Origin of the sequence: Mannheimia sp. USDA-ARS-USMARC-1261 (genome assembly GCF_000521605.1) — a bacterium.
GTDB lineage: Bacteria > Pseudomonadota > Gammaproteobacteria > Enterobacterales > Pasteurellaceae > Mannheimia > Mannheimia indoligenes.
In genome coordinates this window covers 1,688,731-1,715,174 of sequence record NZ_CP006942.1, presented here as the reverse complement: position 1 = coordinate 1,715,174, position 26,444 = coordinate 1,688,731, and the positions used below count along the sequence as shown (strand labels likewise).

General features: G+C 39.5%; 23 protein-coding genes. 12 read left to right on the top strand and 11 right to left on the bottom strand.

What is annotated here, in order from left to right; all coding sequences use genetic code 11:
- Nucleotides 1-10 precede the first annotated feature (10 nt).
- Together X781_RS08215 and fbaA are read left to right on the top strand one after the other, a co-directional pair.
- Nucleotides 11-1,186, top strand: a complete 1,176-nt coding sequence (locus X781_RS08215) for a phosphoglycerate kinase (protein ID WP_025236405.1) — start codon at nt 11-13, stop codon at nt 1,184-1,186.
- A 96-nt stretch (nt 1,187-1,282) separates the two neighbouring features.
- Nucleotides 1,283-2,359, top strand: coding sequence for a class II fructose-bisphosphate aldolase (gene fbaA, locus X781_RS08210; protein ID WP_025216893.1), 1,077 nt, complete (start codon nt 1,283-1,285; stop codon nt 2,357-2,359).
- Nucleotides 2,360-2,647: 288 nt separating this feature from the next.
- On the opposite strand, the gene X781_RS08205 is transcribed toward fbaA, so the two are convergent.
- The 4 genes from X781_RS08205 to yajC all read right to left on the bottom strand — a co-directional run bounded on the left by X781_RS08205 (nt 2,648) and on the right by yajC (nt 7,238).
- Nucleotides 2,648-3,949: an NCS2 family permease gene (locus X781_RS08205; RefSeq protein WP_025236404.1), complete on the bottom strand. Its 1,302-nt coding sequence runs from the start codon at nt 3,947-3,949 to the stop codon at nt 2,648-2,650.
- Between the two features lie 132 nt (nt 3,950-4,081).
- Nucleotides 4,082-5,056 (bottom strand): protein translocase subunit SecF, encoded by a 975-nt coding sequence (gene secF, locus X781_RS08200; protein WP_025236403.1) that lies wholly within the window; start codon nt 5,054-5,056, stop codon nt 4,082-4,084.
- Nucleotides 5,057-5,066: 10 nt separating this feature from the next.
- Entirely contained in the window at nt 5,067-6,908 is a 1,842-nt protein-coding gene (gene secD, locus X781_RS08195; protein WP_081732114.1) for a protein translocase subunit SecD, read from the bottom strand.
- 36 nt (nt 6,909-6,944) lie between these two features.
- Entirely contained in the window at nt 6,945-7,238 is a 294-nt protein-coding gene (gene yajC / locus X781_RS08190) for a preprotein translocase subunit YajC (RefSeq protein WP_025236401.1), read from the bottom strand.
- Nucleotides 7,239-7,430: 192 nt separating this feature from the next.
- Here yajC and X781_RS08185 point away from each other — a divergent pair, with 192 nt between their 5' ends.
- A complete protein-coding gene (locus tag X781_RS08185; RefSeq protein ID WP_025236400.1) occupies nt 7,431-7,988 on the top strand; it encodes a YtfJ family protein in 558 nt (185 codons plus the stop codon).
- A 35-nt stretch (nt 7,989-8,023) separates the two neighbouring features.
- On the opposite strand, the gene X781_RS08180 is transcribed toward X781_RS08185, so the two are convergent.
- From X781_RS08180 to prfB, 6 genes are all read right to left on the bottom strand, one after another.
- Entirely contained in the window at nt 8,024-8,992 is a 969-nt protein-coding gene (locus tag X781_RS08180) for a galactose-1-epimerase (RefSeq protein ID WP_025236399.1), read from the bottom strand.
- Nucleotides 8,993-9,121: 129 nt separating this feature from the next.
- The gene (gene galK / locus X781_RS08175) at nt 9,122-10,276 is read right to left on the bottom strand and encodes a galactokinase (protein ID WP_025236398.1); all 1,155 of its coding nucleotides are present in this window, start codon (nt 10,274-10,276) and stop codon (nt 9,122-9,124) included.
- A 9-nt stretch (nt 10,277-10,285) separates the two neighbouring features.
- The gene (galT, locus tag X781_RS08170; RefSeq protein WP_025236397.1) at nt 10,286-11,350 is read right to left on the bottom strand and encodes a galactose-1-phosphate uridylyltransferase; all 1,065 of its coding nucleotides are present in this window, start codon (nt 11,348-11,350) and stop codon (nt 10,286-10,288) included.
- 230 nt (nt 11,351-11,580) lie between these two features.
- A complete protein-coding gene (locus tag X781_RS08165; RefSeq protein ID WP_025236396.1) occupies nt 11,581-12,666 on the bottom strand; it encodes a metallophosphoesterase in 1,086 nt (361 codons plus the stop codon).
- A gap of 21 nt (nt 12,667-12,687) precedes the next feature.
- Nucleotides 12,688-13,671, bottom strand: a complete 984-nt coding sequence (locus tag X781_RS08160) for an AEC family transporter (protein WP_038643997.1) — start codon at nt 13,669-13,671, stop codon at nt 12,688-12,690.
- A 74-nt stretch (nt 13,672-13,745) separates the two neighbouring features.
- Nucleotides 13,746-14,844, bottom strand: a protein-coding gene (gene prfB, locus X781_RS08155) for a peptide chain release factor 2 (RefSeq protein ID WP_144084211.1) whose coding sequence is annotated in 2 segments (ribosomal slippage) — nt 13,746-14,768 and nt 14,770-14,844 — 1,098 coding nt in all. Because the reading frame shifts where the segments join, the coding sequence is not laid out codon by codon here.
- 148 nt (nt 14,845-14,992) lie between these two features.
- Here prfB and X781_RS08150 point away from each other — a divergent pair.
- A complete protein-coding gene (locus X781_RS08150) occupies nt 14,993-15,952 on the top strand; it encodes a helix-turn-helix transcriptional regulator (protein ID WP_025236393.1) in 960 nt (319 codons plus the stop codon).
- 52 nt (nt 15,953-16,004) lie between these two features.
- Here the strand turns inward: X781_RS08150 and X781_RS08145 are convergent, their stop codons facing one another.
- A complete protein-coding gene (locus X781_RS08145; protein ID WP_025236392.1) occupies nt 16,005-17,021 on the bottom strand; it encodes a virulence RhuM family protein in 1,017 nt (338 codons plus the stop codon).
- Nucleotides 17,022-17,177: 156 nt separating this feature from the next.
- On the opposite strand from X781_RS08145, the gene X781_RS08140 reads away from it, so the two are divergent.
- The 8 genes from X781_RS08140 (at nt 17,178) to X781_RS08105 (ending at nt 26,368) form a co-directional block, all read left to right on the top strand.
- The gene (locus tag X781_RS08140; protein WP_235068739.1) at nt 17,178-17,732 is read left to right on the top strand and encodes a PP2C family protein-serine/threonine phosphatase; all 555 of its coding nucleotides are present in this window, start codon (nt 17,178-17,180) and stop codon (nt 17,730-17,732) included.
- Between the two features lie 244 nt (nt 17,733-17,976).
- Nucleotides 17,977-18,819, top strand: coding sequence for an SIR2 family NAD-dependent protein deacylase (locus tag X781_RS08135; RefSeq protein ID WP_025236391.1), 843 nt, complete (start codon nt 17,977-17,979; stop codon nt 18,817-18,819).
- A 114-nt stretch (nt 18,820-18,933) separates the two neighbouring features.
- Nucleotides 18,934-20,676, top strand: coding sequence for a DUF262 domain-containing protein (locus X781_RS08130; protein WP_025236390.1), 1,743 nt, complete (start codon nt 18,934-18,936; stop codon nt 20,674-20,676).
- 223 nt (nt 20,677-20,899) lie between these two features.
- Nucleotides 20,900-21,814: a hypothetical protein gene (locus X781_RS12520; RefSeq protein WP_025236389.1), complete on the top strand. Its 915-nt coding sequence runs from the start codon at nt 20,900-20,902 to the stop codon at nt 21,812-21,814.
- Entirely contained in the window at nt 21,814-22,785 is a 972-nt protein-coding gene (locus X781_RS08120) for a hypothetical protein (RefSeq protein ID WP_025236388.1), read from the top strand. The genes X781_RS12520 and X781_RS08120 overlap by 1 nt, the downstream gene beginning before the upstream one ends.
- Nucleotides 22,785-23,339, top strand: a complete 555-nt coding sequence (locus tag X781_RS08115) for a hypothetical protein (protein WP_025236387.1) — start codon at nt 22,785-22,787, stop codon at nt 23,337-23,339. Before X781_RS08120 ends, X781_RS08115 begins: the two co-directional genes overlap by 1 nt.
- Nucleotide 23,340: 1 nt before the next feature.
- On the top strand, nt 23,341-24,054 hold the full coding sequence (cobB, locus tag X781_RS08110) for a Sir2 family NAD+-dependent deacetylase (protein WP_025236386.1): 714 nt from the start codon (nt 23,341-23,343) through the stop codon (nt 24,052-24,054).
- 256 nt (nt 24,055-24,310) lie between these two features.
- Complete coding sequence (locus tag X781_RS08105; RefSeq protein ID WP_025236385.1) at nt 24,311-26,368, top strand: AAA family ATPase; 2,058 nt, start codon at nt 24,311-24,313, stop codon at nt 26,366-26,368.
- The last annotated feature ends 76 nt before the right edge of the window (nt 26,369-26,444 follow it).

The following is a 26,444-nucleotide window of genomic DNA, read 5'->3' as shown; positions in this document are numbered from 1 at the left end:
GGAACAAACTATGTCTGTTATTAAAATGACTGACCTTGATTTAGCAGGTAAACGCTTATTTATTCGTGCTGACCTTAACGTGCCGGTAAAAGATGGTAAAGTAACATCGGATGCTCGTATTGTGGCAACTATTCCAACGTTAAAATTAGCCTTACAAAAAGGGGCTAAAGTAATGGTAACTTCTCACTTAGGTCGCCCGACTGAAGGTGTATTTGAAGAAGAAAATTCGTTACAACCTGTGGTAGATTACTTAAATGCTTCAGACTTAGGTGTTCCGGTTCGTTTAGTGCGTGATTACTTAGACGGCGTTGATGTAAAAGAAAACGAAATTGTTGTGCTTGAAAACGTGCGTATCAACAAAGGTGAAAAGAAAAACGATCCTGAATTAGCGAAAAAATACGCCGCACTTTGTGATGTATTTGTAATGGATGCTTTCGGTACGGCTCACCGTGCAGAAGGTTCAACTTATGGTGTAGCAGAATATGCCCCTGTAGCTTGTGCAGGTCCGTTATTAGCAGCGGAATTAGATGCGTTAGGCAAAGCATTAAAAGAACCACAACGTCCAATGTTGGCAATCGTAGGTGGTTCAAAAGTTTCTACTAAATTAACGGTTTTAGACAGCTTATCAAAAATCGCTGACCAATTAATCGTGGGTGGCGGTATCGCAAATACCTTTATTGCAGCAGAAGGTAACGCAGTAGGTAAATCATTATACGAAGAAGATTTAATCCCTGAAGCAAAACGCTTAGCACAAGTAACGAACATTCCTGTGCCTGTTGATGTGCGTGTAGGCACCGAATTCTCTGAAACTGCACCGGCAACTGAAAAAGCGGTGAACGAAGTACAAGCAGACGAATCTATTTTCGATATCGGTGATAAATCAGCCGAGCAATTAGCTGAAATTATCCGCAATTCAAAAACGATTCTTTGGAATGGTCCGGTAGGCGTGTTTGAATTCCCTAACTTCCGCAAAGGTACTGAAATCATTTCAAATGCGATTGCTGAAGCAACTGCAAATGGTGCATTCTCTATCGCAGGCGGTGGTGATACATTAGCGGCTATTGATTTATTCGGCATCAAAGATAAAATTTCTTACATTTCAACCGGTGGCGGTGCGTTCTTAGAATTCGTTGAAGGTAAAGTATTACCGGCAGTGGAAATTTTAGAGAAACGTGCAAACGGTTAATTGATTACAAGCGGTCAAATTTCAATGAAATATTGCAAATTTGACCGCGTATTTTAACAATGTGCATTTGCACATTTCATACAAAGGAAGCAAAAAATGTCATTATTAAACATCGTAAAACCGGGCGTAGTAACAGGCGACGACGTACAAAAAGTTTTCGCTTACGCTAAAGAACACAACTTCGCGATTCCTGCAGTAAACTGTGTAGGTTCTGACTCTGTAAATGCAGTACTAGAAACAGCAGCTCGTGTTAAATCACCGGTAATCGTACAATTCTCAAACGGTGGTGCACAATTCTACGCAGGTAAAGGCATCAAGCCAACTTCAGGTGCTCGCCCAGATGTATTAGGTGCGATTGCAGGTGCAAAACACGTTCATCAATTAGCGGTTGAATACGGTGTGCCTGTTATTCTTCATACAGACCACGCTGCGAAAAACTTACTTCCTTGGATTGACGGCTTACTAGAAGCGGGCGAAAAACACTTTGCAGAAACAGGTCGTCCATTATTCTCATCACATATGATCGATTTATCTGAAGAGCCAATCGAAGAAAATATGGAAATCTGCCGTGAGTATCTTGCTCGTATGGACAAAATCGGTATGACCCTTGAAATTGAAATCGGTGTAACTGGTGGTGAAGAAGACGGCGTTGATAACTCAGATGTAGATGAATCTAAACTTTACACTCAACCGTCTGAAGTATTATACGTTTACGACCAATTAAGCCCAATTAGCCCACGTTTCACTATCGCGGCGGCATTTGGTAACGTACACGGTGTTTACAAACCGGGTAATGTAAAATTAAAACCGTCTATTTTAGGAGCTTCACAAGAGTTCGTATCTAAAGAGCGTGGCTTACCGGCGAAATCATTAGACTTCGTTTTCCACGGTGGTTCAGGTTCTTCTCGTGAAGAAATCCGTGAAGCGATCAGCTACGGTGCAATCAAAATGAACATCGACACTGATACCCAATGGGCAGCGTGGGACGGTATCCTTCAATTCTACAAAGCAAATGAAGCATACTTACAAGGTCAATTAGGTAACCCAACCGGCCCTGATGCACCAAACAAAAAATACTACGACCCACGTGTTTGGTTACGCAAAATGGAAGAGTCTATGTCTAAACGCTTAGAGCAATCTTTCGAAGACTTAAACTGCGTGAACGTATTATAATTTGCAAAGTTTTTAGCAAATTTGACCGCTTGATCTGCACCCCAAAAGTTGAACAATTAAACCAACTGATTAAGGTGCAGATTTTTTATTGTTGTCAATTTTCTACATTGTTGATTTGGAACAGCGTTATACAAATATATTCGTTATTATAGAATGAATAAACTAAGCTTAAAAAAATAGAGCTCTGTACAGTACAGAGCTCTATATTTAAGTTAATTTATGAACTGTCAGTTTATGGCCAGATAAAAAATGTTTACGAGCGGTCTTTTTGCATCTATTTTTTGCAAATTAGATAGCCAAACCAAAGGCATAGAATGCTACTAAAATAATAGCAATAATAACTGTACCTAAGTTTAACTTGCTTGCTTCGCCTGAAATTAAGCGACCAATCACGAGTGTTGCGAAACCTAACATAATACCGGTTACGATGTTTGCGGTTAGTACAATAAATACCGCACATACAAGACCTGCCATTGCACCAACGAAATCACTAAAATCTAATCTTGAAACATTGCTTAACATCAATAATCCCACATACATTAACGCAGGGGCAGTAGCATAGCTTGGTACTAAGAATGCAAGGGGTTGGAAGAACAGCATAAATAAGAAGCCGATACCCACCACTACCGCCGTTAAACCGGTTTTACCGCCAACGGCTGTACCTGCTGCTGATTCAATATAAACTGCTGCGGGGGCGGTGCCGAATAAGCCTGATAGAATTGAGCCGAAAGAGTCGGAGGTTAAGGCTTTATCACCATTAATAATCTGACCGTCTTTATCTAATAAATTAGCTTGACCTGCTACAGCACGAATTGTGCCTGTTGCATCAAAAATTGCAGTCATCACTAAGGCAAATACTACAGGCAAAATGGCTGTATTTAATGCCCCCATAATATCAAGACTTAAAAACAGTGAATTTTCTCCAAAGCTTGGCATTTTGAAAAAGCCTGCGTATTTTACGTTAGGATCAAAAATTAGCCCAACAATGGTAATTGCGATGATTACCCATAAAATACTACCTTTTATTTTTAGCTTTTCTAAACCAATAATAGCGGCTAAACCAATTAAAGACATTAATACGGGGAATGAGGTAAAATCGCCTAATTTTACCGGGATATCCATACCACTATTTACGACTAATTTAACGTTAGTTGCTGCAATAATGAGTAGGAATAAACCGATACCGATACAGGCACCGTGTGCAATGCTGCTTGGTAAATTACGCAAAATCCAAGTGCGGATACCTGTTGCAGAAATAATGGTAAACACCACACCCATTAAGAAAATTGCCCCTAGGGCAACAGGAACAGAAACTTGTTGCCCAAGCACTAAGCTAAAGGCGGTAAAAGCAGTTAGAGAAATTGCACAACCAATTGCCATTGGTGCGTTTGCCCATAAGCCAATTAAAATTGAACCTAAACCTGAAACTAAACAGGTAGCAATAAATACGGATTCCGCAGGAAAGCCTGCTTGGCTTAACATTCCAGGCACAACAATCACAGAATAAACCATTGCGAGAAATGTAGTTAAACCTGCGATCACTTCTTGACGAACGTTTGAACCACGTTCTTCAAATTTAAATAAGGACATAAAAACCTCAAAGAAAAAATAAAATGGGAAATTTTGTGGGCGAATTCTACAGAAATTTAAATTAATTGGCAAACGTTTGCGTAAGTAAAAAAAGAAAAGCAGGAATAAATCCTGCTTTTGTCTTACCGTTAATCAGTAATCAATAAAGGCTTCTTGATCTGCACCTTCTTTTTCAACTTTAGGCTGAACCATATGTTCACGTTTCAAGCCAAGTTGTAGTGCTACACCGATTGCAATATAAATTGATGAATAAGTACCAAAAGCAATACCAATCAATAATGCAAGCGAGAAGCTATGAAGTGTTGGACCACCTAAATAGAATAGGGCTAATACCACAAAGAGGGTGGTAACAGAGGTCATTAAAGTACGAGAAAGCGTTTGGCTTAATGAAATATCCACTACTTCGATTGAACTTAGACGGCGAATTTTTGAGAAGTTTTCTCGCACACGGTCAAACACAACAATTGAGTCGTTTAGTGAGTAACCCACTACCGATAAAATCGCCGCCACAAATGTGAGATCTAGCTCGATCTGTAAGAAAGAGAATACCCCAAGTGTAACCAATACGTCGTGGAATAAAGCAACAATACCACCTACCGCTAAACGCCATTCAAATCGTGTACCTACATAAATAAGTAACATCGCAAGTGTGGCAAGGGTGGCATAAATTGCTCCTTGTGTAAGCTCCTCACCTACGTTAGGTCCAACGAACTCAATACTTTTAATCGTTGCATTTGGATCTAATTTTTGATGGATCATCTCCATCACTTTATTTCCCACGCTCATATCGCCGGCATTAGCAGACAAGCGGATCATTAAATCTTTTTGACTGCCTGTTGTTTGCACTAAAGCACTACCATAGCCGCTATTTTCAAGCTCGCTACGCAGTTTTGACAAATCTGCTGGTTGAGAGAATTGGGTTTCAATTACCGTACCGCCTGTGAAATCCAAGCCCCAGTTAAATCCTTTCGTTACAATTGTGAAAATACATAATGCAGACACAATCATCGAAAAAATGAAACCGATGAAGCGGTATTTCATAAACGGAATTAATTTATAAGGCAGTTTAATGTCTGCTACATCTTGTTTTACATTTTCAATAGCCATTTATTCCACCTTAAATCCAAAGTTTCTTCACGCGTTTGCCACCATAAACCCAGTTTACCAGCATTCGAGTACCTGTAATTGCTGTAAACATAGAAATAATTACCCCTAAAGCAAGCGTTACTGCAAAGCCTTTTACCGGACCTGTTCCTACCGCATACAGCACAAGAGAGGTTAAAATGGTGGTGAGGTTCGAGTCAAAAATACTTGAGAATGCACCACTATAGCCTTCGTGAATAGCTTGTTGAATAGAGCGACCGTTACGAATTTCTTCTTTAATACGCTCATAGATCAACACGTTCGCATCTACCGACATACCCACTGCCAGTACAATACCCGCAATACCCGGCATTGTAAGTGTTGCCCCAATTAATGACATTAAGCCGATGGTTAAAATCATATTAGCAACCAATGCTATAGAGGCAAATACCCCAAACATTTTATAAAATGCTAAACAGAATAAAATGGTTAAGCCTAAGCCTAACATACTTGCTTCCATACCTTGTTTAACATTATCTGCACCAAGCGATGCCCCGATAGTACGTTCTTCCACAATCACGATTGGAGCAATTAATGCACCTGAACGTAGTAAAACAGCAAGATTTTGAGCTTCAGCCGGTGAGTTAATACCTGTGATTTGGAATTGGTTGCCTAAACGGGTTTGGATAGTTGCTACGTTAATTACTTCTTGGTGTTTTTCAAGAATGACTTTGCCGTTTGCATCTTTACGACCTGAATCTTTAAATTCGGTATAAAGGGTTGCCATTGGCTTTTTAATTGCCATTTTAGTAATTTCGCCCATCATATCGCCACCTTCAGTATCTAATTTGATACTTACTTGCGGTAAGCCGCGATCATCTTTACCGGCGGTCGCATCAATAATATGCTCGCCACCTAAAGACGGCTTACGACGTAATACAACTGGTTCACCATCACGTGTGTTTTGTACTTCAGAATCGGCTGGTACAATCCCTTTAGCTGCAGAAGCTAAATTTGCTTCTGTATTTACTAAACGGAACTCAAGGGTTGCAGTTGCTCCTAAAAGTTCTTTTGCACGAGCAGTATCTTGCACGCCCGGTAATTCCACAACAATGCGGTCAGCACCTTGACGCTGAATGGTTGGTTCTGAAACGCCTAGTTCTTCTACACGCTTACGCAAAATTGAAAGATTTTGCTCAATTGCCATACTACGAGAATCAGAAAGAGCTTGCTCTGACGGGGTTAAAGTTACGTTATTATCTTTAACTAAAATATCAAGCGTTGGGTGAGAGCGGCGAATTAAACGAACCGCATTTTCAGCTGTTTCGTTATCAACAAACTCAATCTCAGTTGCAAAATTTTCACCTTTTTTGACCGCTTTATATTGCAGTTTTTCTTTGCGGAAATCATTACGCAAGCTGTCTTGTAAGGTATCTTGCTGTTTAGCAAGAGCGGTGTTCATATCCACTTCCATTAAGAAACGAACACCACCAAGCAAGTCTAAGCCTCGTTTCATCGGGCTTCCGCCAATATCTGAGAGCCATTTTGGTGTTGCCGGTGCAAGGTTTAATGCAACAGAATAGTTATTACCCAATGCTTCAGAGATTTTTTCTTTGGCTGGAAGTTGTTGTTCAGCACTTTCTAAACGAACCAAGATCGAACCATTTTCTAACACGGCTGATTTTGGCTGAATGTTCATTGATGAAAGCGTAGATTGAACTTGAGTAAGGGTTTCTGGTGTGGCTTGTTGTCCACGAGTACCGGAAATTTGTACAGACGGATCATCGCCATATAAATTTGGAAGGGCATATAAAGCACCAATGGCGATCACGAAGATCACCATTAAATTCTTCCATAGAGGGAAACGGTTTAACACAATAAATCCCCAAATGTTAAGGTTTGATTAGAGGCATTAAAGAGATCTTAATGAGCCTTTAGGTAATACAGCAACCACGAAATCACGCTTAATGGTTACTTCAGTTGTGTCGTTTAATGCGATAACGATGTTATCATTATCTGCGGTTACTTTTGTAATTTTACCGATTAAACCACCACTGGTTAATACTTCTTCGCCTTTTGCGAGGCTTGCCAGTAATTCACGTTGTTGTTTTTGGCGTTTTGCCTGTGGACGATAAATCATAAAATAAAAAATTGCACCGAAAACAATCAGAATAAAGATCATTTCCATTCCGCCACCTTGTTGCATAAAAACTCCTTAAATTGTGTTAAGTGGTATAAAAAATTGATGTTATAAAAACGCCTGTTAAAATACCACAAATTCAATGAATTAACGAGTAGAAAAATTCATCGAATGCTTTTCTTTTAAACAAAAATTTGGGTAAAATCGTTTCTTTTGTTTACAGAGTTATGTCGGTTTTTATAAAAACGAGGAGAAAAAATGAGAAAAGTCGGAAAACTAGCGGTTATTTTTGGACTATTTTTTGCAAATATGAGTTTTGCTCATAATGTAAAATTAAATCAATCTTTACCAGCCGTTTCGGTGGCAAAAGATGGCGAATTAGTGATTCAATCAGGCAAAATTGCTTATAAAAGTTGGAATTCATCAGCCGTTGCCGGAAAAGTGCGAGTAGTGCTTCATTTTGCAGCAAGAAGTTCAGTAAAGAGTAAAAATGACGCATTAATTAACGCATTAAAAAATGCAGCCTTTGATCCTACAAAATATCAAACATTAACCATTGTAAATGCGGACGATGCGATTGTGGGAACAGGACTTTTTGTGAAAAATAATGTTGAAGACGGTAAATTAGAAAATCCACGTAGCCAAGTCGTGTTAGATCAACAAGGCAATGTTAGAAAAGCGTGGAATCTAAAAGAAAAAGAGAGTTTTATTGCGGTATTGGATAAATCGGGCAAAGTTAGATTTGCAACTGAAGGAGCTCTTTCGTCAAAACAGATTGAAGAAGTGATAAGCTTAGTTAAAACGTTAATGCAGTAAATAATGATAGGCAGGTTTTACCTGCCTATTTTTTCTCAAATTATAAACCGATAACTTATCGTATGATGATAATTTTCTCCGGCTTTGGTTATGCCGCCAAATTGTAATAATTCAGGTTGATTCACGGAATTTGGGAAAAACTCTGGCTCTAACGCCACGCCTGCATAATCTCCATATTCGCCATTAGTCAAATTCGGTTGCCCTTTTAGCCAGTTGCCAGTATAAACCTGCAAGGCAGGCATTGAGGTGCGGAGTTCCATTTTTAAATCTTTCACAGCTAAACAAGCGGTCAGATTTTCACTATTTTTTGTAAGATGAAAGGCGTGATCGTAACCTTTTACCGCTTTTTGGTCGTCATCAGCTAATAAGTCTTGCCCGATTTTTTTAGCCGTGCGGAAGTCAAAACCTGTGCCTTCCACCTTTTTAAGCGGAGCATTCGGAATACCGCTTGAATCCACCGGCAAATACGCCTCAGAATTAATCATCAACTTGTGATCTAAGATATTTTCTGAACCTTGCAGATTAAAATAAGCGTGGTTGGTTAAACAAAGTGGTGTATCTTGATTTGTTGTTGCATCAAAGCTGATTTGCAGTTCATTATCGGTTAAACGATATTCTACAAAGGCTCTCACTTCACCACCAAAGCCTTCCTCATTATCTGCAAAAATATAACTAAATTTGACCGCTTGTTCGCTCTGGCTTTCCATCTTCCAAACTACTTTATCACCGCCGAGCGTGCCGCCGTGCAAATTATGATTGCCATTATTTTTGGCAAGCCGATAGGTTTTGCCGTTAAGTGAATATTCCGCATTGGCAATGCGGTTGGAGTAACGCCCAATGCTTGCCCCAAAGAAAGCGGTCTGTTTTTGCCAATCTTTTGCAGAAGTGGTTACTAATACTTCACGCTCTTCACTAGGCATTTTTACTACACAAGAGAGCCAAGTGGCCCCTAGATCTGACAAGGTAATTTTTAAAAATGAGTTTTCGATGGTGAATAGGTTCATAATATACCTCTTTGCCCCATACGAGCCGTATGGGATTAGAAATCTGAGCCACGCTGTGGCTCTTATTTTTCAGCTCCGAAGGAGCTAGGATAATTTAACCTAGCACGGCTTGTGCTAGGTCGGGAGATTTTAGACCTCACGCACTCCATCACAAGCCGTACATAAATGGAAGGTTTCTTTAATGCCTGTTTGCTTTTCATAATGTTCAGCAACGGCTTGGCGAAGATCTTCCACTTTATCATTTGGCACTAAGCATACTACACAACCTCCAAAGCCACCGCCTGTCATTCTTGCTCCGCCATTTTTACCGATTGCTTGTTGGGCGATTTCAGCCAAGCAATCGACTTCAGGACAGGTAATCTCAAAATCATCACGCATAGAGTCGTGCGAAGCTGCCATTAATTCGCCCAATTTAACCATATTATTCGCTTTTAAGGCTTCTGCGGCTTCTAGCACACGCTGATTTTCGCTGATGATATGTTTTGCACGTTTATAGGCAAGTTCATTAGCATCACGCAGTTCTGCGGCTCGTTCAATAAATTGCTCTGCACTTACATCACGCAATTTTGCTTTACCGAAGAAGTGAGCGGCAAATTCGCATTGTTCACGGCGGCTGTTGTATTCACCCGTTACTAAGTCGTGCTTCACATTGGAGTTAATAATGGCGATTGAATAACCTTGTGGTTCAGGCGTTGGACTAATCTCAAGGCTACGGCAGTCAATCATTAAAAAATGATCTTTTTGTCCTAAAGCAGAGGTGAGTTGATCCATATTTCCGCAATTACAGCCGACAAATTTATTCTCTGCTTCTTGTCCAATTAATGCGATTTGAGTATGAGAAAGCGGCAAATCTCCCAACAATTGAGCTGTTTTACCAATTGATACCTCAAGAGCTGCGGAAGAACTTAAACCTGATGACATAGGTACATCGCTGGTAATCACTAAATCAGCCCCTTGTTTGAAATCAGGGCATTTTACTTGCACAAATTTCACCACACCACGCACATAGTTCGCCCATTTGTGTTCACTTGGCTCAATTGGTTGGCTTAGGTCAAATTCATCTTGTTCGTTAATATCAAGGGCGAACACTCGCCATTTGTTATCATCACGTTTAGCAAAGCTTACCGCCGTGCCGTAATTAATCGCACAAGGCATAACAAATCCGTCGTTATAATCAGTGTGTTCGCCAATAATATTCACTCTGCCCGGAGCAAATACCGTGCGTTCTGCTTTATAACCAAAATGTTCTTCAAATTTTTGAATAGCAATTTCTTGTGGTTTCATTCAAATTCCTTATTTTTCGATTTGTGGTTTCTTATCTTTATAGTGTTCAGTATCACTTACCGCATTTAAACGTTCTGCCGCTTGTTCCGGGGTTAAATCACGCTGGGTTTCTGCCATCATTTCATAGCCGACCATAAATTTACGTACGGTAGCAGAACGCAACAACGGCGGATAAAAATGGGCGTGCAGTTGCCAATGTGTATTTTCTTTGCCGTTAAACGGAGCAAAGTGGAAACCCATTGAATAAGGGAAGCTAATGTTAAATAAGTTATCGTAGCGAGTCGTGAGTTTTTTTAATGCTAAGGCTAAATCAGCTTTTTCCGCTTCGTTCAGATCGGTAATCGACTTAAATTGCTTCGCTTTCGGCAGTAACAATGTTTCAAACGGCCAGCTCGCCCAGTAAGGTACAACGGCAAGCCAATCTTCCGTTTCTACTACAATTCGCTCTTTTTTATCTAATTCACGCTTAGCGTAATCTAATAAAAGTAGTGAGCCATATTTCTCAAAATAATTGGCTTGGCATTCATCTTCAATGGTGATTTCATTCGGCTGAAAATTACTCGCCCAAATTTGCCCGTGTGGGTGAGGGTTAGAGCAGCCCATTGTCGAGCCTTTATTTTCAAAAATTTGTACCCATTGATAACGTTCTTTCAGCTCATTTGCCTGTTCTTGCCAAACTGTTACTACATCGGTAATTTCATCAACCGAGAGTTGTGGTAAAGTTTTGCTGTGATCGGGCGAAAAGCAAATCACACGGCTTTCACCTTGTGTGTGTGAGATTTGGAACAGTGGATCGTCATTTGCCTCTGGAGCCGGCGTGTCAGGCAACAGAGCAGAGAAGTCATTTTTAAACACAAACGGCTTGGTATAATTCGGGTTTTGTTCACCGGTGATGCGTTTATTGCCGGGGCAGAGATAGCAAGTTGGATCGTAGCTCGGCTTATCGTCTTGCACGACTTCTTCTTGTTGCCCCTGCCACGGACGTTTTGCCCGATGCGGAGAAACTAAAATCCACTGATTTTTCAGCGGATTAAAACGGCGGTGTGGATGATCGTTGAGGACAAACTCGCTCATATAAAACTCCTCGAAATTAACTATATGAAAAGTATAGCGAAAGTGAGGAAAAATGACTGTGATATAGATCACAAAATAATGATGTCAAGCGGTCAGATTTGCGGAAAATTTTGCAAGCAGTTCTCCATTTTTGTCAGCTTGTTTTTGTGGTGATGTTTGTTGATGTTAGTGGCTTGCCCTACTAATTATTTCAATTTATATCGCAATAGCGGGCAAGTTTCACCCTATGATTAAAAATCTTTCCCTTCCACATCAATAATCATCACTTCAGATTGCGAGCCTAACCGCATCGGGACACCCCAGAAACCGTAGCCTGAGGTTACAAAATAATGCCCCAACCCGATTTTTTCATAGCCGTAATGCAGTCTATATATTATTTTGGTAATAATACTGGCAGGGAAAACTTGCCCTTTGTGAGCGTGCCCTGAAACTTGAATATCAATCGGTAATTTGGCGTGTTTTTCAATTTCAGTTGGGCGGTGGTCGAGCAAGAACACAGGCAATTTGGTATTTACTGATTGCAATAATTGCTCGGCAGAAGGGCGATTTTTGACTAAATCATCATTACGCCCAACAATTGCAAATTTTCCATTAATTTCGACCGCTTGATCCCATAAAACAGTAATGCCGGCGTTACGAATAGCCTGTGCAATACTTTCCTGAGCCCCAAAGAAATCGTGATTGCCTAGTGTGGCATAAACGCCTAATGGTGCTTTGAGTTTAGAAAATGAGTTTTGCATATTTTCTGAGCGATAAAATTCGAGGTTATCGTCCATAATATCGCCGGGTAGCAAAATCAAATCGACTTTTTCTTGATTAAAAATCTCTGCCAGTTGGTCAAGTTGTTTAGCCCCAAATAATTTTCCTAAATGGAGATCGCTTGCCATACCAATGCGGAGTGGTTTGTCTAACGGTTTATCTATTTTAATGGAATAATGAACTACCGTTGGCACATAGGCATTGTAAAAGCCAAGCCCGATTAAGCCTAAGAAGGCAAAAGGGTAGATGACTTTCAAGCTACGATTAACGGAAGGATTTCCTTTGGTTAGTTTGTAAATGCAAGCGGTCAAAAAACTCACAAAAAATGCAAATAGCAAAAGTACCAATACAAATGCCATTACCCGAAATAGGGTAAATGTGCGAGTAACGTGCAAAATAACCATTGTGTTAATGGCTAAAAATGTAATAAGGTGAGTGATTTTTTGGCTTCTTGCCGACAAATTAAACAACCAGCCGATTGTTTTTGCAAAGCTATATAAAAATAGTTGTAGTACCACAACCACAATGGCGGTGGTGATGTAGTAACGATATTCCAAGAGCATTCCTTAAATGAGAGGCTAAACCCAGCCTAGTTGTCTTAATAAAAATAGCCCGATGCTGGCACTGAACATTGAGCCAAGAGTAGTGATGCCGATTAAATTTGCTGCGGCTTCACCATCTCCACCGTAGCTTCTCGTCATTGCATAAGTAGCTGCTGCCACAGGAGCAGAGGCAGCAACAAAGGCTATGCCGAGTTCCATCGGTGGCAGTTTAAATACAAATTTACCGAGCAGGAGAAAGAAAATAGGGGCGAAAATTAACCGAATGGAAGCAGAAAACAGCACGATTTTATTAATGGTACTTTCTGTTCCTTGATTAAATTGCTTCAATTGTTTGAAATTAATGCTTGCTCCTGTACAAATTAAAGCGAGTGGGAGTGTTAAGCTTGCCATTAATTTGCCAGCGGATTCAAGCGGTTTGGGAATTGAAGCAGCTAATTTAAAATAGTTAAAAATTAAGCCTGCAATTACGGCTAAAATCAATGGATTTTTCAAAATCGAAAGGAGCAATCTACCCACATTGATTTTTTTCTCGCTCAATGACGAAGTTAGCGTAATCACTGCCAGCACATTAAAGGTAATCACTAAGCAGGAAATATAGACCGAAGCAGCCGCTAATGCTTTATCACCATAGGCATTGAGGATTAAAGCAATGCCTAAAATTGCGGCATTTGTACGAAATGTCCCTTGCGTGAAAATACAGCGATAACGCCTGTTTTCAATGTGGCGTGCCGCCCACCATTCCGCCCATAAATAAATTAATATCGACCCTCCCACACCGGTGGAAATTAAGGTAATTTGGCTTGAGAAATCCAACGGGCTTTTTAGCATATTGAAGAAAATCATTGGCGGTAGCGTAAAGTTAAACACCACCTTTGACGCCATATTGCAAAAGGCATCATCAATGAATTTTCGCTTGCGTAGAAAAATCCCAAATAACATTAATAAAATAGTGGGTAATGTTACGCTAATGCTAAATTGAAGAGAGTCGAAAATATTCATTTGATTACCTGAGATGATATTCCTCCTTAAATAGGAGGAATATAAGCGGTTATTTTTACTCGAAAATTTGTAAATTAAAGCCCTGCTTTCAAACTCGCCTCGACAAATTTATCCAAATCGCCGTCTAACACTTGTTGCGTAGTGCGATGTTCCACACCGGTGCGGTGGTCTTTAATGCGAGAGTCGTCCAACACATAAGAGCGGATCTGACTGCCCCAGCCGATGTCGGATTTGTTATCTTCCATCGCCTGTTTCTCGGCATTTTTCTTGCTCATTTCCAACTCATAGAGTTTTGCTTTAAGCTGTTTCATCGCTTGATCTTTATTTTGATGTTGCGAACGCCCGTTCTGACACTGCACCACAATCCCGCTCGGCATATGGGTGATACGCACCGCCGACTCGGTTTTATTAACGTGCTGACCACCCGCACCCGATGCACGATACACATCAATACGCAAATCAGCCGGATTGATCTCAATATCAATATCGTCATCGACTTCAGGGTAAACGAAGGCAGCCGAGAACGAAGTATGGCGGCCGTTGTTCGCATCAAACGGGCTTTTACGCACCAAGCGGTGAATACCGGTTTCGGTTCTAAACCAACCGTAGGCATATTCGCCGGAAATTTTTACCGTGGCGGATTTAATCCCTGCCACATCACCGTCCGAGGCCTCCATCAATTCCGCTTTAAAGCCTTTGCTTTCCGCCCAACGTAAGTACATTCGCAGCAACATTTCCGTCCAGTCTTGGGCTTCTGTTCCACCTGAGCCGGCTTGTAGATCCAAATAGCAGTCGGCACTGTCGTGCGGGCCGCTGAACATTCGCTTAAATTCCAAGTCTGCCAGTTTTTTCTCTAATTCATCGGCCTCAAGTTGGGCTTCGTTGAATGTGTCTTGATCTTCGGCTTCCACCGCCAATTCAATCAAACCTTCCACATCTTCAATCCCTTGCTCTAACTGGCGAATAGTATTGACGATTTGCTCCAACATCGCTCTTTCTTTACCGAGGGCTTGGGCTTTTTCCGGCTTATTCCACACATCCGGTTGTTCCAGCTCGGCATTTACTTCTTCTAAACGCTCGACTTTATGCTCAAAGTCAAAGATACCCCCGAATTACCTCAGTTCGTTGAGATAAATCAGCAAGTTGGTTTTTAATTGGGTTTAATTCAAACATTATTTCTTCCTTTTTTCAGTTTTGGGCTCGCAAAATAGGGCGTGATTATACCGCAAGCGGTCAAATTTTCAGAATTTTTTGCAAAAAATTTCCCAAATTTTACCGCTTGTTCTTGCTATAATTCCAGCATATTTTTATGGAGAACATTATGGCAAAAAGACCTAGTGATATTGATGCAACACTACTGCAATTAGAAATTTTACGTCGTATTCTCAAGCTACCGCAGAAAATTGATGCGAAAACCTTACATCAACAGATACTGGATGCAGGCTTTGAGCGAGATTTAAGAAGCATTCAACGCACGCTAAAAGTGCTGTGTGAGCATTTTGATATTGAATGTGATGAAAGAAGTAAGCCCTACGGATATAGCTGGAAACTTCGCTCGGAAGGGTTGGCTTTGCCGATTCTCAATGAACAACAATCGCTTTTGCTGAAATTGGCAGAACAGCAGTTAAAATACCTCCTTCCGGCAAATTTAATGGCATCCATGAAACCCTTTTTTGAGCAGGCAGATAAAATGGTATCAGGCAGTAAAGACAAGCCCGAATATCAATGGCTAAATAAAGTCTGTTCGACACCAACCAGCTTGCCACTCGTGCCGGCAAAAATCAAAGATGAGATTTTTTCCGCCGTTAGCCAAGCTCTGTTTCAAAACCGCTTTCTGAAAATTGAATATCAAAACCAATTTGGTAAAAAGCACTCGGCAACTGTTATGCCTTTGGCGATTGCTCAACAAGGGGCAAGTATTTATCTGGTCTGTCGTTATGAAGGATTTGAAGATAATCGGCTGCTTGCTCTGCATCGTATTCGCAAAGCAGAAATATCCACTTTTACCTTTGAACGCCCGAAAGATTTTGATCTGAAAGCCTATCAAAATGACGGCCATCTCGGTTTTGGTAGCGGAGAAAAAGTCCGTTTGACTTTCTCAATTAGTAGAGATGCAGGCTTCCATTTAACAGAGACACCGATCAGTAAAGATCAAAAAATCCTTGAAGAATCGGAAGCACATTACCGTTTCCAAACCACTGTTGCTGATAACGAGATGCTCAAATGGTGGCTACGCAAGTTTGGCGAAGATATTTGGGATATAGAAAAAGAGAGTGTTTAGATAAAGTAAGCGGTATGTTTTGCAAAAAATAATGCAAAATATACCGCTTGTATTAGTTTTGAATATGGGTGGTTTCTTCCAAAAAACGATTAAAATCACTTTTAAAGGTTTTATCTTGAATAACACGGAATTTCTCATATTCCGTTTCGGCTTTAATTTTTGCCATTTCAGCACTGATTTTGCCGCTATCTTGCAAAATCGGGTAGTTAGAAAGCATCAAGAAATTATTTAAAAACGTTTCCCATTCAGCCATATTCATCAGAATTTGCCGTCTGGCACGGTTTTCTGCCAAATCTAAATAGGCAGAGACCAAGCGATTAAGTTCGCTGATATGAGCCTCTTCCAAATAGTTTTTAGCCACAGAAACATCGCTTTTTAAAATTTTACCGTCAGGGGCATTTCGCCAACTGGTCAGCCCCATATTAGGTACTTGGCTGTCAGCCTTGTGATAAATCATCTCTGCGGCAGTTTGTCCTGTAATTGCCCAATGCAATTTATTTTGCACGCTGGCAAAAAATTGTCGGGTTAGTAATGATTTCGGATCGTAATCGGAAGATAAAGCATATAAATCAGTAATTTTCTCGTAAAAACGGCGTTCAGATGCCCTAATTTCCCGAATTTTCTCAACCAGTTGCTCGAAATAATCTTGCCCAAACTGATTGCCCTGTTTTAAACGTTGTTCGTCAATCACAAAACCCTTGATGATAAATTCACGCAAAGTATTGGTCGCCCAAATGCGGAACTGGGTTGCCTCTCGGCTATTCACACGGTAGCCGACAGCGATAATGGCATCGAGGTTATAAAAATCGACTTTTCGTTTCACCATTCGGGAGCCTTCTTGGCGAACTATTTCCATTTTGGAAATGGTTGCATTTTGAACAAGTTCTCCGGAACTATAAATATTATCGAGGTGTTTCGATATCGCCGGTACTTCAACTCCAAACAATTCCGCCATACTTTTTTGTGTCAGCCAAAAGGTTTCATCTAAGTATTGCACTTCAATTTGCGCATCTTGTTGGGCGGAATAGAACAGAATGTTGGCACTGGTTGGTGTGGATAAATCTTGCATAAGGTTCTCCTTTATTTGAGCCATACCTTACCACAAAACAAATACGGATTTCGGGCTAATTTTGTGATATTCACCGAAAAATTAGTATTTTTCCGACTTTTAATTTCACCTATTCGCCTGTATTGCAGAGCAATTTTCATAAAACAGGAGACGCTAATGCCTTTTCAACTCACCTTCTGCCAACAAGTCGGCAACAAGCACAAGAAAAACCAAGACACACTTTTTAACGGCAAAGCGGTTTATCAATGGCAACTGAAAAATGCCGAAAGTGATATTTTGGATAGAGAAAATGTGATTTTCGGTGTAGCGGACGGCGTTTCACATAGTCATCACTCTCAACTTGCCAGCCGCTTCTTAATGGAGCAGTTGAGTAAATGCCAAGCACTAAATTCAAGCTGGTTGCGAGCCACGCAATTTGCACTTTGTGAAAAATATGCAACTTCTCATTTTGGTATAAGCAGCACCTTTGTTGGTTGTGAATTGCACGCTAATGGTAAAGGCAAAATTCTAAATGTGGGCGACAGCCGAGCTTATAAAATTACGGTAAATGGGGAGTGGCAGCAGCTAAGTATCGATCACACGATGCTGACAGAAATGAAGCGACAAGGTTTGGCTGATGAACATACACAGTACGCTTCAATCTACAACGGCTTGACTGATTGCCTTGTTGCTGATTTTGAGGCAGATGATTTTCGTATCCATACAACTTAATTTCAGCTTGAAAAAGGCGAGAGTTTATTACTTTGTAGTGATGGATTACACGACAGAATTTCACAAGGAAGACTGAACTTTCTTTGGCAACAAAGTCAGGACAACGATGTGCGGTTGCATTTTCTCCAACGATTTGTGAGAAAAACGGATGATTTTTCAGTAGTGATTTTTGATATGTTGTAATTTATACGACATAAATTGTCGTGTTGATTGAGTAAAATCATAAAAAAACAAGGAGAGAATAATGAAAAACGATCTAACTTACGCCGCCGGCCTTATCCGCCAAGCAGACGGCATTTTAATTACCGCAGGGGCGGGAATATCGGTGGATAGCGGATTGCCTGATTTCCGCAGCGTCGGCGGGCTTTGGAACGCCTATCCACCGCTCAAAAAATTTAATTTGCATTTTATGGAGCTGGCGACACCGCTTGCCTATCAACAACATACCGAACTAGCAAAATGGTTTTTCGCCCACCGCTTAAACCAATATCGCCAAGCCGAACCACACGAAGGCTATGCAATTCTCAAACGCTGGGCAGAAAGCAAGCCACACGGCTATTTTGTATTTACCAGCAATGTGGATGGGCATTTCCGCAAAGCTGGCTTTTCAGAGGCTCGCATTTACGAATGTCACGGCACATTAGACCGCTTGCAATGCGTGGCAAATTGCCAAAGCAAATCTTGGTGGTCATACAATTATCAACCGATTACCGATGATGAAAACTGCACCGTATTAAATGATGCACCACATTGCCCTGATTGCGGCGGCTTGGCTCGCCAAAATGTACTGATGTTCAACGATTGGAGCTATGCGGAGGGCTTCCAACTCGGCAAACAAGCCCTACTTGATGAATGGCTACGCAAACCCCAACGCCCTGTGGTGATTGAAATCGGTGCAGGAAAAGCCGTACCAACAGTCCGCAATTTTTCCGAACGCACCGCCAAACAGAAAAAAGGCGGCTTAATCCGCATTAACCCGATAGATGCCGGCGTACCGAAAATGCACTTTTTGAGTTTGGAAATGGGCGGGTTAGAGGCGTTGAAGAAGATTGATGAGATTTTAGGAAGAGAAGATATTTCGTATTAAAATCAAAAGGTTAAAATAATTTTGCTTGCTTGCTTGCTTGCTTGCTTGCTTGCTTGCTTGCTTTGATTATGTGAAAATTAGGCAATTTTTAACCATTTTTAAGAGAGAAATTTTATGAGTAATTTCAACTTTAATCCAGAAGTCCAGCCCTTAGAAGAAATTTTTGGGAAGTCTGAGTACCATATTCCAAGTTATCAACGTCCTTATTCTTGGAAAAAAGATCAAGTGGAGCAGCTTTGGTATGATCTTATTGATTCATATAATAGTTCATTAGAAGATGAATCTAGTAATGATGAAGAAAACTATTTTTTAGGGTCAATAGTATTAGTTCAAAAATCTAAGAAAAATAATAAACTTTTCTATGATGTTGTTGATGGTCAGCAAAGATTAACTACGTTAACGATCCTTTTTTGTGCATTAAGAGATATGAATTTAGAGCTTCCTGATTGGCTGGATAAAAGAGTTAGGGAATGCATCATTGATAATAGCAGAGGGGAAGAGGAGAATAAATTAATTCTTTCACCTAAAGAAAATGACAAAGGATATTTCTCTCAAAAGATACAAAAGAGCATTGATTTTACAGATAATAGGTATAAAAATGAAAATCAATTTATAGAAAATGCTTTTGTAATTAAAAATCTTATTGAGGAATCTATAAATAAAAAAGATAGTGAGTATTATATAGATAGTATTTCATCTTTTGTGGAGTTTTTATTAGAAAAAGTAGTAATAATAAAGATTACTTGCAGTAATTTAAATTTTGCTATTAGATTGTTTAGTATTATTAATGATAGAGGGTTAAACTTAACATCTACTGATATTATAAAAGCCAAATTATTTGAAAGAATGTCAGATAATGAAGAAGATATGTCTGTGTTTTCTCGTGAGTGGGATCGTGTAGAAGATATTTGTAAAGATACAAATGAGTCAATGAGTAATTTATTCGATATTTATTTCCATTATTTAACAGGAGGGAAAGCACAGTCTGCATTGAATAATGAATTTGATAAGTTACTTTCTAATCGAGTCATTAAAATGGATGAAGCAGATAGTAGCTTTAAGAGAGAATATCTATATGATAAAAGTAGTTTAGATATTATAATGGAAATTAATTATTTACTTAAAGAAATTACAGAGATAAATAGAAATACAACCGATCCTGAAATTTGTATGTTAAAGTATTTAGAACAGTCAACTTATTGGAAATCTGTTCTTGCGACAGCTAAAAAAGTTAATTATCCTTATTTTAATGAATTGAAAAGTCTCTTGGTAAAATATTATTACCAGAGTTGGATTGCTGACGGTACAGCAAATAGGGTGAAACAAACATCATTTAAAGTACTTAGGGCTGTAAAAAATAAAGAGAATATTGAAGTTATAAAAGATATTGTTCTTGATAATCTGAGAAAATATAATCACTACTTTGATTATCTGAATGGGGATAATATATATTATAAAAAATGGGCTAAACCAATCTTAATCTTATTAGAGTATAATTATGTTGATAGTGTCAGTTTTATTGAAATATCAAGAGATTTACATGTTGAACATATTCTACCTCAGGAATGGAATTTACCTAATCTGAATTGGGTCAATTATTTCACAGATGAACAAGCTAATAAAGTATTAAATTCATTAGGTAATTTAACCTTATTAAAAGGTTCTAAAAATATACAAGCAAGTAATAGTAATTTCTTAGATAAAAAGGATGTTTATAAAGGAAAATTTGATAATAAGGTTTCGTCTTTTGAATTGACAAGAAGATTGGCTGATTTTGATGAATGGACTGATGAGAGAATTCAATCTCGCCAAAAAGAGATGATACAAATTATTCAATCAAAACTAGATATTAATTAGCCCATATCATGCAAATACAAGCGGTGCAATTTTGCAAAAACTCTGCAAAATTTCACCGCTTTTTTTACCTTTCTCCGACTTTTAACTCTCCCGATTAGCCTGTTTTAAAGGGCGTTATTTTTGTTTATTTCTGCAAAATAATATCGAATAAACATCTTCTTTGCGACACAAAATATCGCACTGTTACATAAAATAGAGGTATCCAATAAAACAGGAGTGGCAAATGAAAAAATACTGTCTAATAGAAAGTGAACGTGGTGATGAGGAGCAAAAACTGTATCAAATCAAAGCCTTAAAGACTTTTACAACCAGCAATGGCACAGAAGTTAAAGAAGGCGATTTAGGTGGTTTTATTAGTGGTGAGCATAATCTTTCTCACGAAGGAAATTGCTGGGTGGCGAATAGTGCGGAAGTTTGGGATCAGGCTTGTGTTTCTGAAAATGGTTATTTGGGTGGCATTACTCGGTTATATGAACAGGCTCAGTTATATGGAAATGCACGGGTCAGAAGAGGGAGTATCGGTGGTAATGTCAAAATTTATGGTAATGCCGAAGTTTCGGTGAAGGGCAATATCTCAGGCGATGTCGAAATTTATGAAAATGCGGTTGTTGCAAGCAAAGAGACGGAGATTTCCGGTTCCGTTAAGATTTTTGGAAATGCCCATATTGGTGTGTCGCCCCGAGGAGATATACGGATTTCAGAGCAGGTTAAAATTTATGGCAATGCTCAAATTGGGGGAACTTGCCATATAAAAGGAAATGCGGAAATTTGGGGTGATACGGTAATTGCCGGTAGCAATGTTCGGATTAAAGATAATGTCAAAATTTGTGGGGCGGAAATTAGCGGCAGGAATGATTTTTTCGGTAACACTCGGATTATTGGTGAAAATATCGTGATCAATGATGGTGCTAATTTAGGTAGTAATGCCTTTATTCAATCTCAAAATGATTTTCTACAAACAAAAATGTTTTCCGATTTCATAGAGTATTTAACCGCATATAAAACAGAAGATGGGTTTGAAATTCGTTATAACAATCAGGCTTTTTCTGCGGAACAAATCCGAAATGCGTTAAAGGCATATTCAGAGTATGAAACTGCTGTTGAAGTGGCTAGATCCCGTATTTTAGGAGGTTTCTAATGAAATATCGTTTAACAGAAAATACCGTGGAATATAACGGAAAAACACTTTATCAAATTGAAGCTTTAAAAGATTTTGAAGTTAAGCGAGAACATTGGGTATTGAGAGTTAAAAAAGGTGATTTAGGTGGCTATATTGAGAAAGAAAGTAATCTTTCACAGCAAGGAAATTGCTGGATTACACCGAATGTTTATGTGTTTGATAATGCAAAAGTAGAAAACGATGCGTTCATTAATTGTATTTGTAAAGTGAGGGAGAATAGCCGTGTATTTGGACGTGTTTGGCTGCTTGATGATCATATTAAAACATATGAATCCGATATTTCAGGGCAAGCAAAAGTTTATGGTAACGCCCATATTTGTAAAGCAGCTTTAACTATGGAGGGGAATACGAAAATATATGGTGATGCAGAGGTAATATACACTCAACTTTCTCTTTCTGATAATGCAATATTTTGTGGTGGAGATATTAGTGGAATAGATAAAGGGCATATCTATTTACGGGATAATGCAGAAATGCGTGGTGGTCGGTTGAGTGATAATTGCTTGGTGTATAGTAATGCGATTATTTATGGTGGTTGTATTAGCGATAATGCTGAAATTTACGGCAATGCTAAAATTTATGATTCAGATATTTGTGGTGATGCAAAAGTGGAAGGCAATACCGAAGTGAAGTTTGATACCAATATCGGTGGCAACGCTTATCTTTGTGGTAATGCGATTGTGGAACGAGATGAAGATGTAATGACATTCTCAAATATCGGCACGTTGGCACTGTTACAAAATGAAGAAATAGAAGATATGAAGCATCTCACTTTTTTCCGAGCCGGCGACGTCATGCAGATGACGATTGGAAATCGTTTTTACGATGAGCCGGAAAAGTTTTTACAGCATACCAAACTCTTTTGCCAAAATTTACAGGCAATGCTCGAAATGGCAGAACAGCGGTTTGGTTATTCGGAGAAATTTTAATGAAAGCGGATTTCACTCAATGGGTCATTAATGGTTTTATCGCCTTGCCAGAGGTACAAAAACAGCAACCGATAGTGGAATACAAAGGTAACAGAATCATTATTACATCAAAGTTATGGGATAAACATTTAAGTTTACAATTTATCAAGCATTCCAATACCCATTTTGAAGGTAGTTATTACTATCAATTTACCTTAGAAAATGGCGAGAGTTTTTTTGATATGCCGATAAGTGTTGATTGTTTAATGTGCAAAGAAAACGGTAAGTTTTATGATCTCGGTTGGATAAATCAAATCCGATTTGATGATCCTAAAACCTTATTCTGTGAAAGTTTGCTTGTGCCACTATTAGTTCCGATTTATCGCCAGCTGACCTTAAAGAAAATTATTTGGGGAACCGGCGGTGATAATTCATATCAATATGCGATGTTCGATCATACACTCAATACCGCTGAAATTGACCCGGAACAGACTATGGAAGCGTATTTCTCCATTGAAAAATGGAGCTATCAAGATTTTTTAAATAATGAGAGTGTAAAGAGTAAGGAGAATTAAAATGGAAAAATTACCGAGAATTGTTGTTTTAACCGGTGCGGGTATTTCAGCTGAGTCAGGCATTTGCACATTCCGAGCCGAGGAGGGCTTGTGGGAAAATCATAGGGTGGAAGATGTCGCCACGCCCGAAGGATATAAACGGGATCGGGGATTAGTCCAACGTTTTTACAACGAACGCCGCCGTAAGCTGTTTGACCCCGAAGTACAACCCAATGCCGCCCATTTGGCGTTGGCAAAATTGGAAGAAAAACTTGGAGAAAATCTGCTGATTGTGACGCAAAATGTCGATAACTTGCACGAACGTGCGGGATCTAAGAATGTGATTCATATGCACGGCGAATTGCTGAAAGTTCGTTGTCCTAATAAGGGGACGGTGTATGAATGGCTGGGCGATGTGGAGGATGAGAGCCATTGTAGTTGTTGCGTTCAACCGGCACGGCTGCGTCCGCATATTGTCTGGTTTGGTGAAATTCCTTTCCAAATGCTAGAAATTGATGAGGCGATTTACGATTGCGATATTTTCGTTTCCATCGGCACTTCAGGCAATGTGTATCCTGCCGCCGGCTTTGTGGAAAAAGCAAACCGCTGGAAATCGCATACGATTGAACTCAATTTAGAGCCGAGTAAGGTCAAAACGGCGTTTAAAGAAGCTCGCTATGGTAAAGCCACAGAGATTGTACCGCAGTTTGTGGAGGAGATTTTGGCAAGTCTCTAAATTCATTTCCTTTATTAGGGAAGTAAATAATCTTTCTTCCCCTTTTGGCGTAAGTACCGCCAAAGGGGAGGGGGTTAAGTCATAAGCGGTTAGAATTTGCAAATTTTTTGCGAAAATTGACCGCTTGCTTTTTTATTTTCCATCGTTATAATCCTCTCGTCCGATCAAAATACCATAAAACGCACGATTTATGCGACACACTTTGTCGTATTAATAAGTAAAATTACTGATGTGAAATCAGCAAAAGGAATGTTTTATGAGTAACTATCAATTAAACCCTTCAACTTTTTCTCTTTATAGTGAAAAAATCGTGTTAGAAATTATGTGTGAGCATAATGGTTTTAATAAATTCTTAAATCTTCGAGGTTGGGCAGACGATAGATTAGCTTATTCATTAGGTCTAAAGTCTGAGTGGGATAATGAAGAGAGTAATGAAATTGTTAAGTCTCTATTGAAAGCTCGGTATCAAGCGATTAAAAATGTTGAGTTATATCCTTCGCCTGAATTAGATATCGCCTACCGAAATATCCAAAAATTAGCGGAATATATTGATCTAAATGCCACAGAAAAAGCGATTTTTACGCTAGTTACACATATTAAAGCGGAAGAAATGTTAGAAAATGGTCTTGAATATTTAGGGCAATTTAATTCGTCATCATCAATGAAATTTATTGCTAAATTGCTTGATTTAGACGAGCAAGAAGTGAAGTGTGCTTTATCTAAAAGTCAGAAATTAAAACGTTATGGTTTAATCGAACAATCCCGACATAATACTGATTTAGAGGGCTTTTTAGAGTGGGGAAATACGCTTGATTTTAATGAGTTTATTATTGAACCATTAGATCAAGAATCCCTATTAAAACAATGTTTAAAAATTGCTGAATCGCCTAAATTATCACTTTTTCATTTTGAGTATATTCAAGAAAACGTTGCAATGATGAAAGCCTACTTATCACAAGCCTTAAATACTCAACAAAAAGGTGTGAATCTATTGATTTACGGCAAGCCCGGAAGAGGGAAAACAGAACTTGCGACATTATTGGCAAATGAATTAAATACAGCAGCCTATACTTTAAGTTTTGAAGATGAAGCCGGCGAAGCCGTTTCTGCCAAAAATCGTTTAAATAGCTGTGTGTTAGCACAAACTTTACTAGCTGATCGAAATGCACTGATTATTTTTGATGAAATTGAAGATGTTTTTGCAGGTTCATTTTCAGCTCGTTCAGAAGCACAATCTAAAAAGGCGTGGGTAAATCATTTTTTAGAAAATAATAATGTCCCGATGATTTGGATTTCAAATTCAGTCGATTGCATTGACAACGCCTATCTCCGCCGCTTTGATATGGTGTTTGAAATGCCGATGTTGCCGAATAAGCATAAAGAAAGTTTGATTAGTGCATTGGTCGGTGAAAAACTCTCGCCCGACTATATCCACCATTTCGCCCAAAATGCCGATTTATCGCCGGCGGTATTAACTCGCACTTTTAATGTGATGAACTGCCTCCCCATCGAAAACCAAGCAGAGTTTGCCGAAAAAGCGTTGGGAATGTTTAATCAAACGCTGGTTTCGCAAAGTTTCCGCAAAATTGAACCGCTTGTTGAAAGCAAAATTGCCTACAATTTAGATTGGGTAAATTGTGCGGAAAATATGCACAAAATCAGCGAGGGGCTAAAACGTACCAAACGTGGGCGAATTTGTTGCTATGGCCCGCCGGGAACCGGCAAAACCGCGTGGGCAAATTGGCTGGCACAGGAAATGGGCTTGCAAGCATTGGTTCGACAAGGCTCGGATTTATTGAGCCCACTTGTGGGGGGAACCGAACACCAGATTGCCGAAGCCTTCCGAACAGCGAAAGAGAACAATATGGTGCTGATTTTCGATGAAGTCGATACCTTTCTGTTTGCTCGTGAAAGCGGACAACGCAGCTGGGAGCATAGCCAAGTCAATGAGATGCTGACGCAAATCGAAAAATTTGAAGGCTTGCTGATTGTCTCAACTAACTTGATGGATAATCTTGACCCAGCCGCATTACGCCGTTTTGATCTCAAACTTCATTTTGGCTATTTAAATGTAGAACAACGTAAAAATGCGGCTATCAGCCAAGCGACAAAATTGGGGCTGCCTGAGTTGAGTGAGCAAGAGCTTTCCCGTTTTAATTATTGGGAGAATCTCACCTTAGGCGATTTTGCGGCAGTGGCTCGCCGACATCGGTTTGCTCCCTTTGAACATTGTGCGGATTGGATTAATGCGTTGGAAGCGGAATTATGGCTAAAACCTAAAGTGGAAACGAATTTGGAAAAATGGGTGCTGTAAGGAAAGTAAGCGGGCGCTTTTTCGTGAAATTTTGCAAAAAATTTCCCAAAATTGACCGCTGGTTAGCGTACAATAA

Excerpts from the sequence above, each read along its gene's own strand:
- X781_RS08215 (WP_025236405.1), top strand. The coding sequence starts at position 11 with ATGTCTGTTATTAAAATGACTGACCTTGATTTAGCAGGTAAACGCTTA.
- fbaA (WP_025216893.1), top strand. The coding sequence starts at position 1,283 with ATGTCATTATTAAACATCGTAAAACCGGGCGTAGTAACAGGCGACGAC.
- X781_RS08205 (WP_025236404.1), bottom strand. The coding sequence starts at position 3,949 with ATGTCCTTATTTAAATTTGAAGAACGTGGTTCAAACGTTCGTCAAGAA.
- secF (WP_025236403.1), bottom strand. The coding sequence starts at position 5,056 with ATGGCTATTGAAAATGTAAAACAAGATGTAGCAGACATTAAACTGCCT.
- yajC (WP_025236401.1), bottom strand. The coding sequence starts at position 7,238 with ATGCAACAAGGTGGCGGAATGGAAATGATCTTTATTCTGATTGTTTTC.
- X781_RS08185 (WP_025236400.1), top strand. The coding sequence starts at position 7,431 with ATGAGAAAAGTCGGAAAACTAGCGGTTATTTTTGGACTATTTTTTGCA.
- X781_RS08180 (WP_025236399.1), bottom strand. The coding sequence starts at position 8,992 with ATGAACCTATTCACCATCGAAAACTCATTTTTAAAAATTACCTTGTCA.
- galK (WP_025236398.1), bottom strand. The coding sequence starts at position 10,276 with ATGAAACCACAAGAAATTGCTATTCAAAAATTTGAAGAACATTTTGGT.
- galT (WP_025236397.1), bottom strand. The coding sequence starts at position 11,350 with ATGAGCGAGTTTGTCCTCAACGATCATCCACACCGCCGTTTTAATCCG.
- X781_RS08160 (WP_038643997.1), bottom strand. The coding sequence starts at position 13,671 with ATGAATATTTTCGACTCTCTTCAATTTAGCATTAGCGTAACATTACCC.
- X781_RS08150 (WP_025236393.1), top strand. The coding sequence starts at position 14,993 with ATGGCAAAAAGACCTAGTGATATTGATGCAACACTACTGCAATTAGAA.
- X781_RS08145 (WP_025236392.1), bottom strand. The coding sequence starts at position 17,021 with ATGCAAGATTTATCCACACCAACCAGTGCCAACATTCTGTTCTATTCC.
- X781_RS08140 (WP_235068739.1), top strand. The coding sequence starts at position 17,178 with ATGCCTTTTCAACTCACCTTCTGCCAACAAGTCGGCAACAAGCACAAG.
- X781_RS08135 (WP_025236391.1), top strand. The coding sequence starts at position 17,977 with ATGAAAAACGATCTAACTTACGCCGCCGGCCTTATCCGCCAAGCAGAC.
- X781_RS08130 (WP_025236390.1), top strand. The coding sequence starts at position 18,934 with ATGAGTAATTTCAACTTTAATCCAGAAGTCCAGCCCTTAGAAGAAATT.
- X781_RS12520 (WP_025236389.1), top strand. The coding sequence starts at position 20,900 with ATGAAAAAATACTGTCTAATAGAAAGTGAACGTGGTGATGAGGAGCAA.
- X781_RS08120 (WP_025236388.1), top strand. The coding sequence starts at position 21,814 with ATGAAATATCGTTTAACAGAAAATACCGTGGAATATAACGGAAAAACA.
- X781_RS08115 (WP_025236387.1), top strand. The coding sequence starts at position 22,785 with ATGAAAGCGGATTTCACTCAATGGGTCATTAATGGTTTTATCGCCTTG.
- cobB (WP_025236386.1), top strand. The coding sequence starts at position 23,341 with ATGGAAAAATTACCGAGAATTGTTGTTTTAACCGGTGCGGGTATTTCA.
- X781_RS08105 (WP_025236385.1), top strand. The coding sequence starts at position 24,311 with ATGAGTAACTATCAATTAAACCCTTCAACTTTTTCTCTTTATAGTGAA.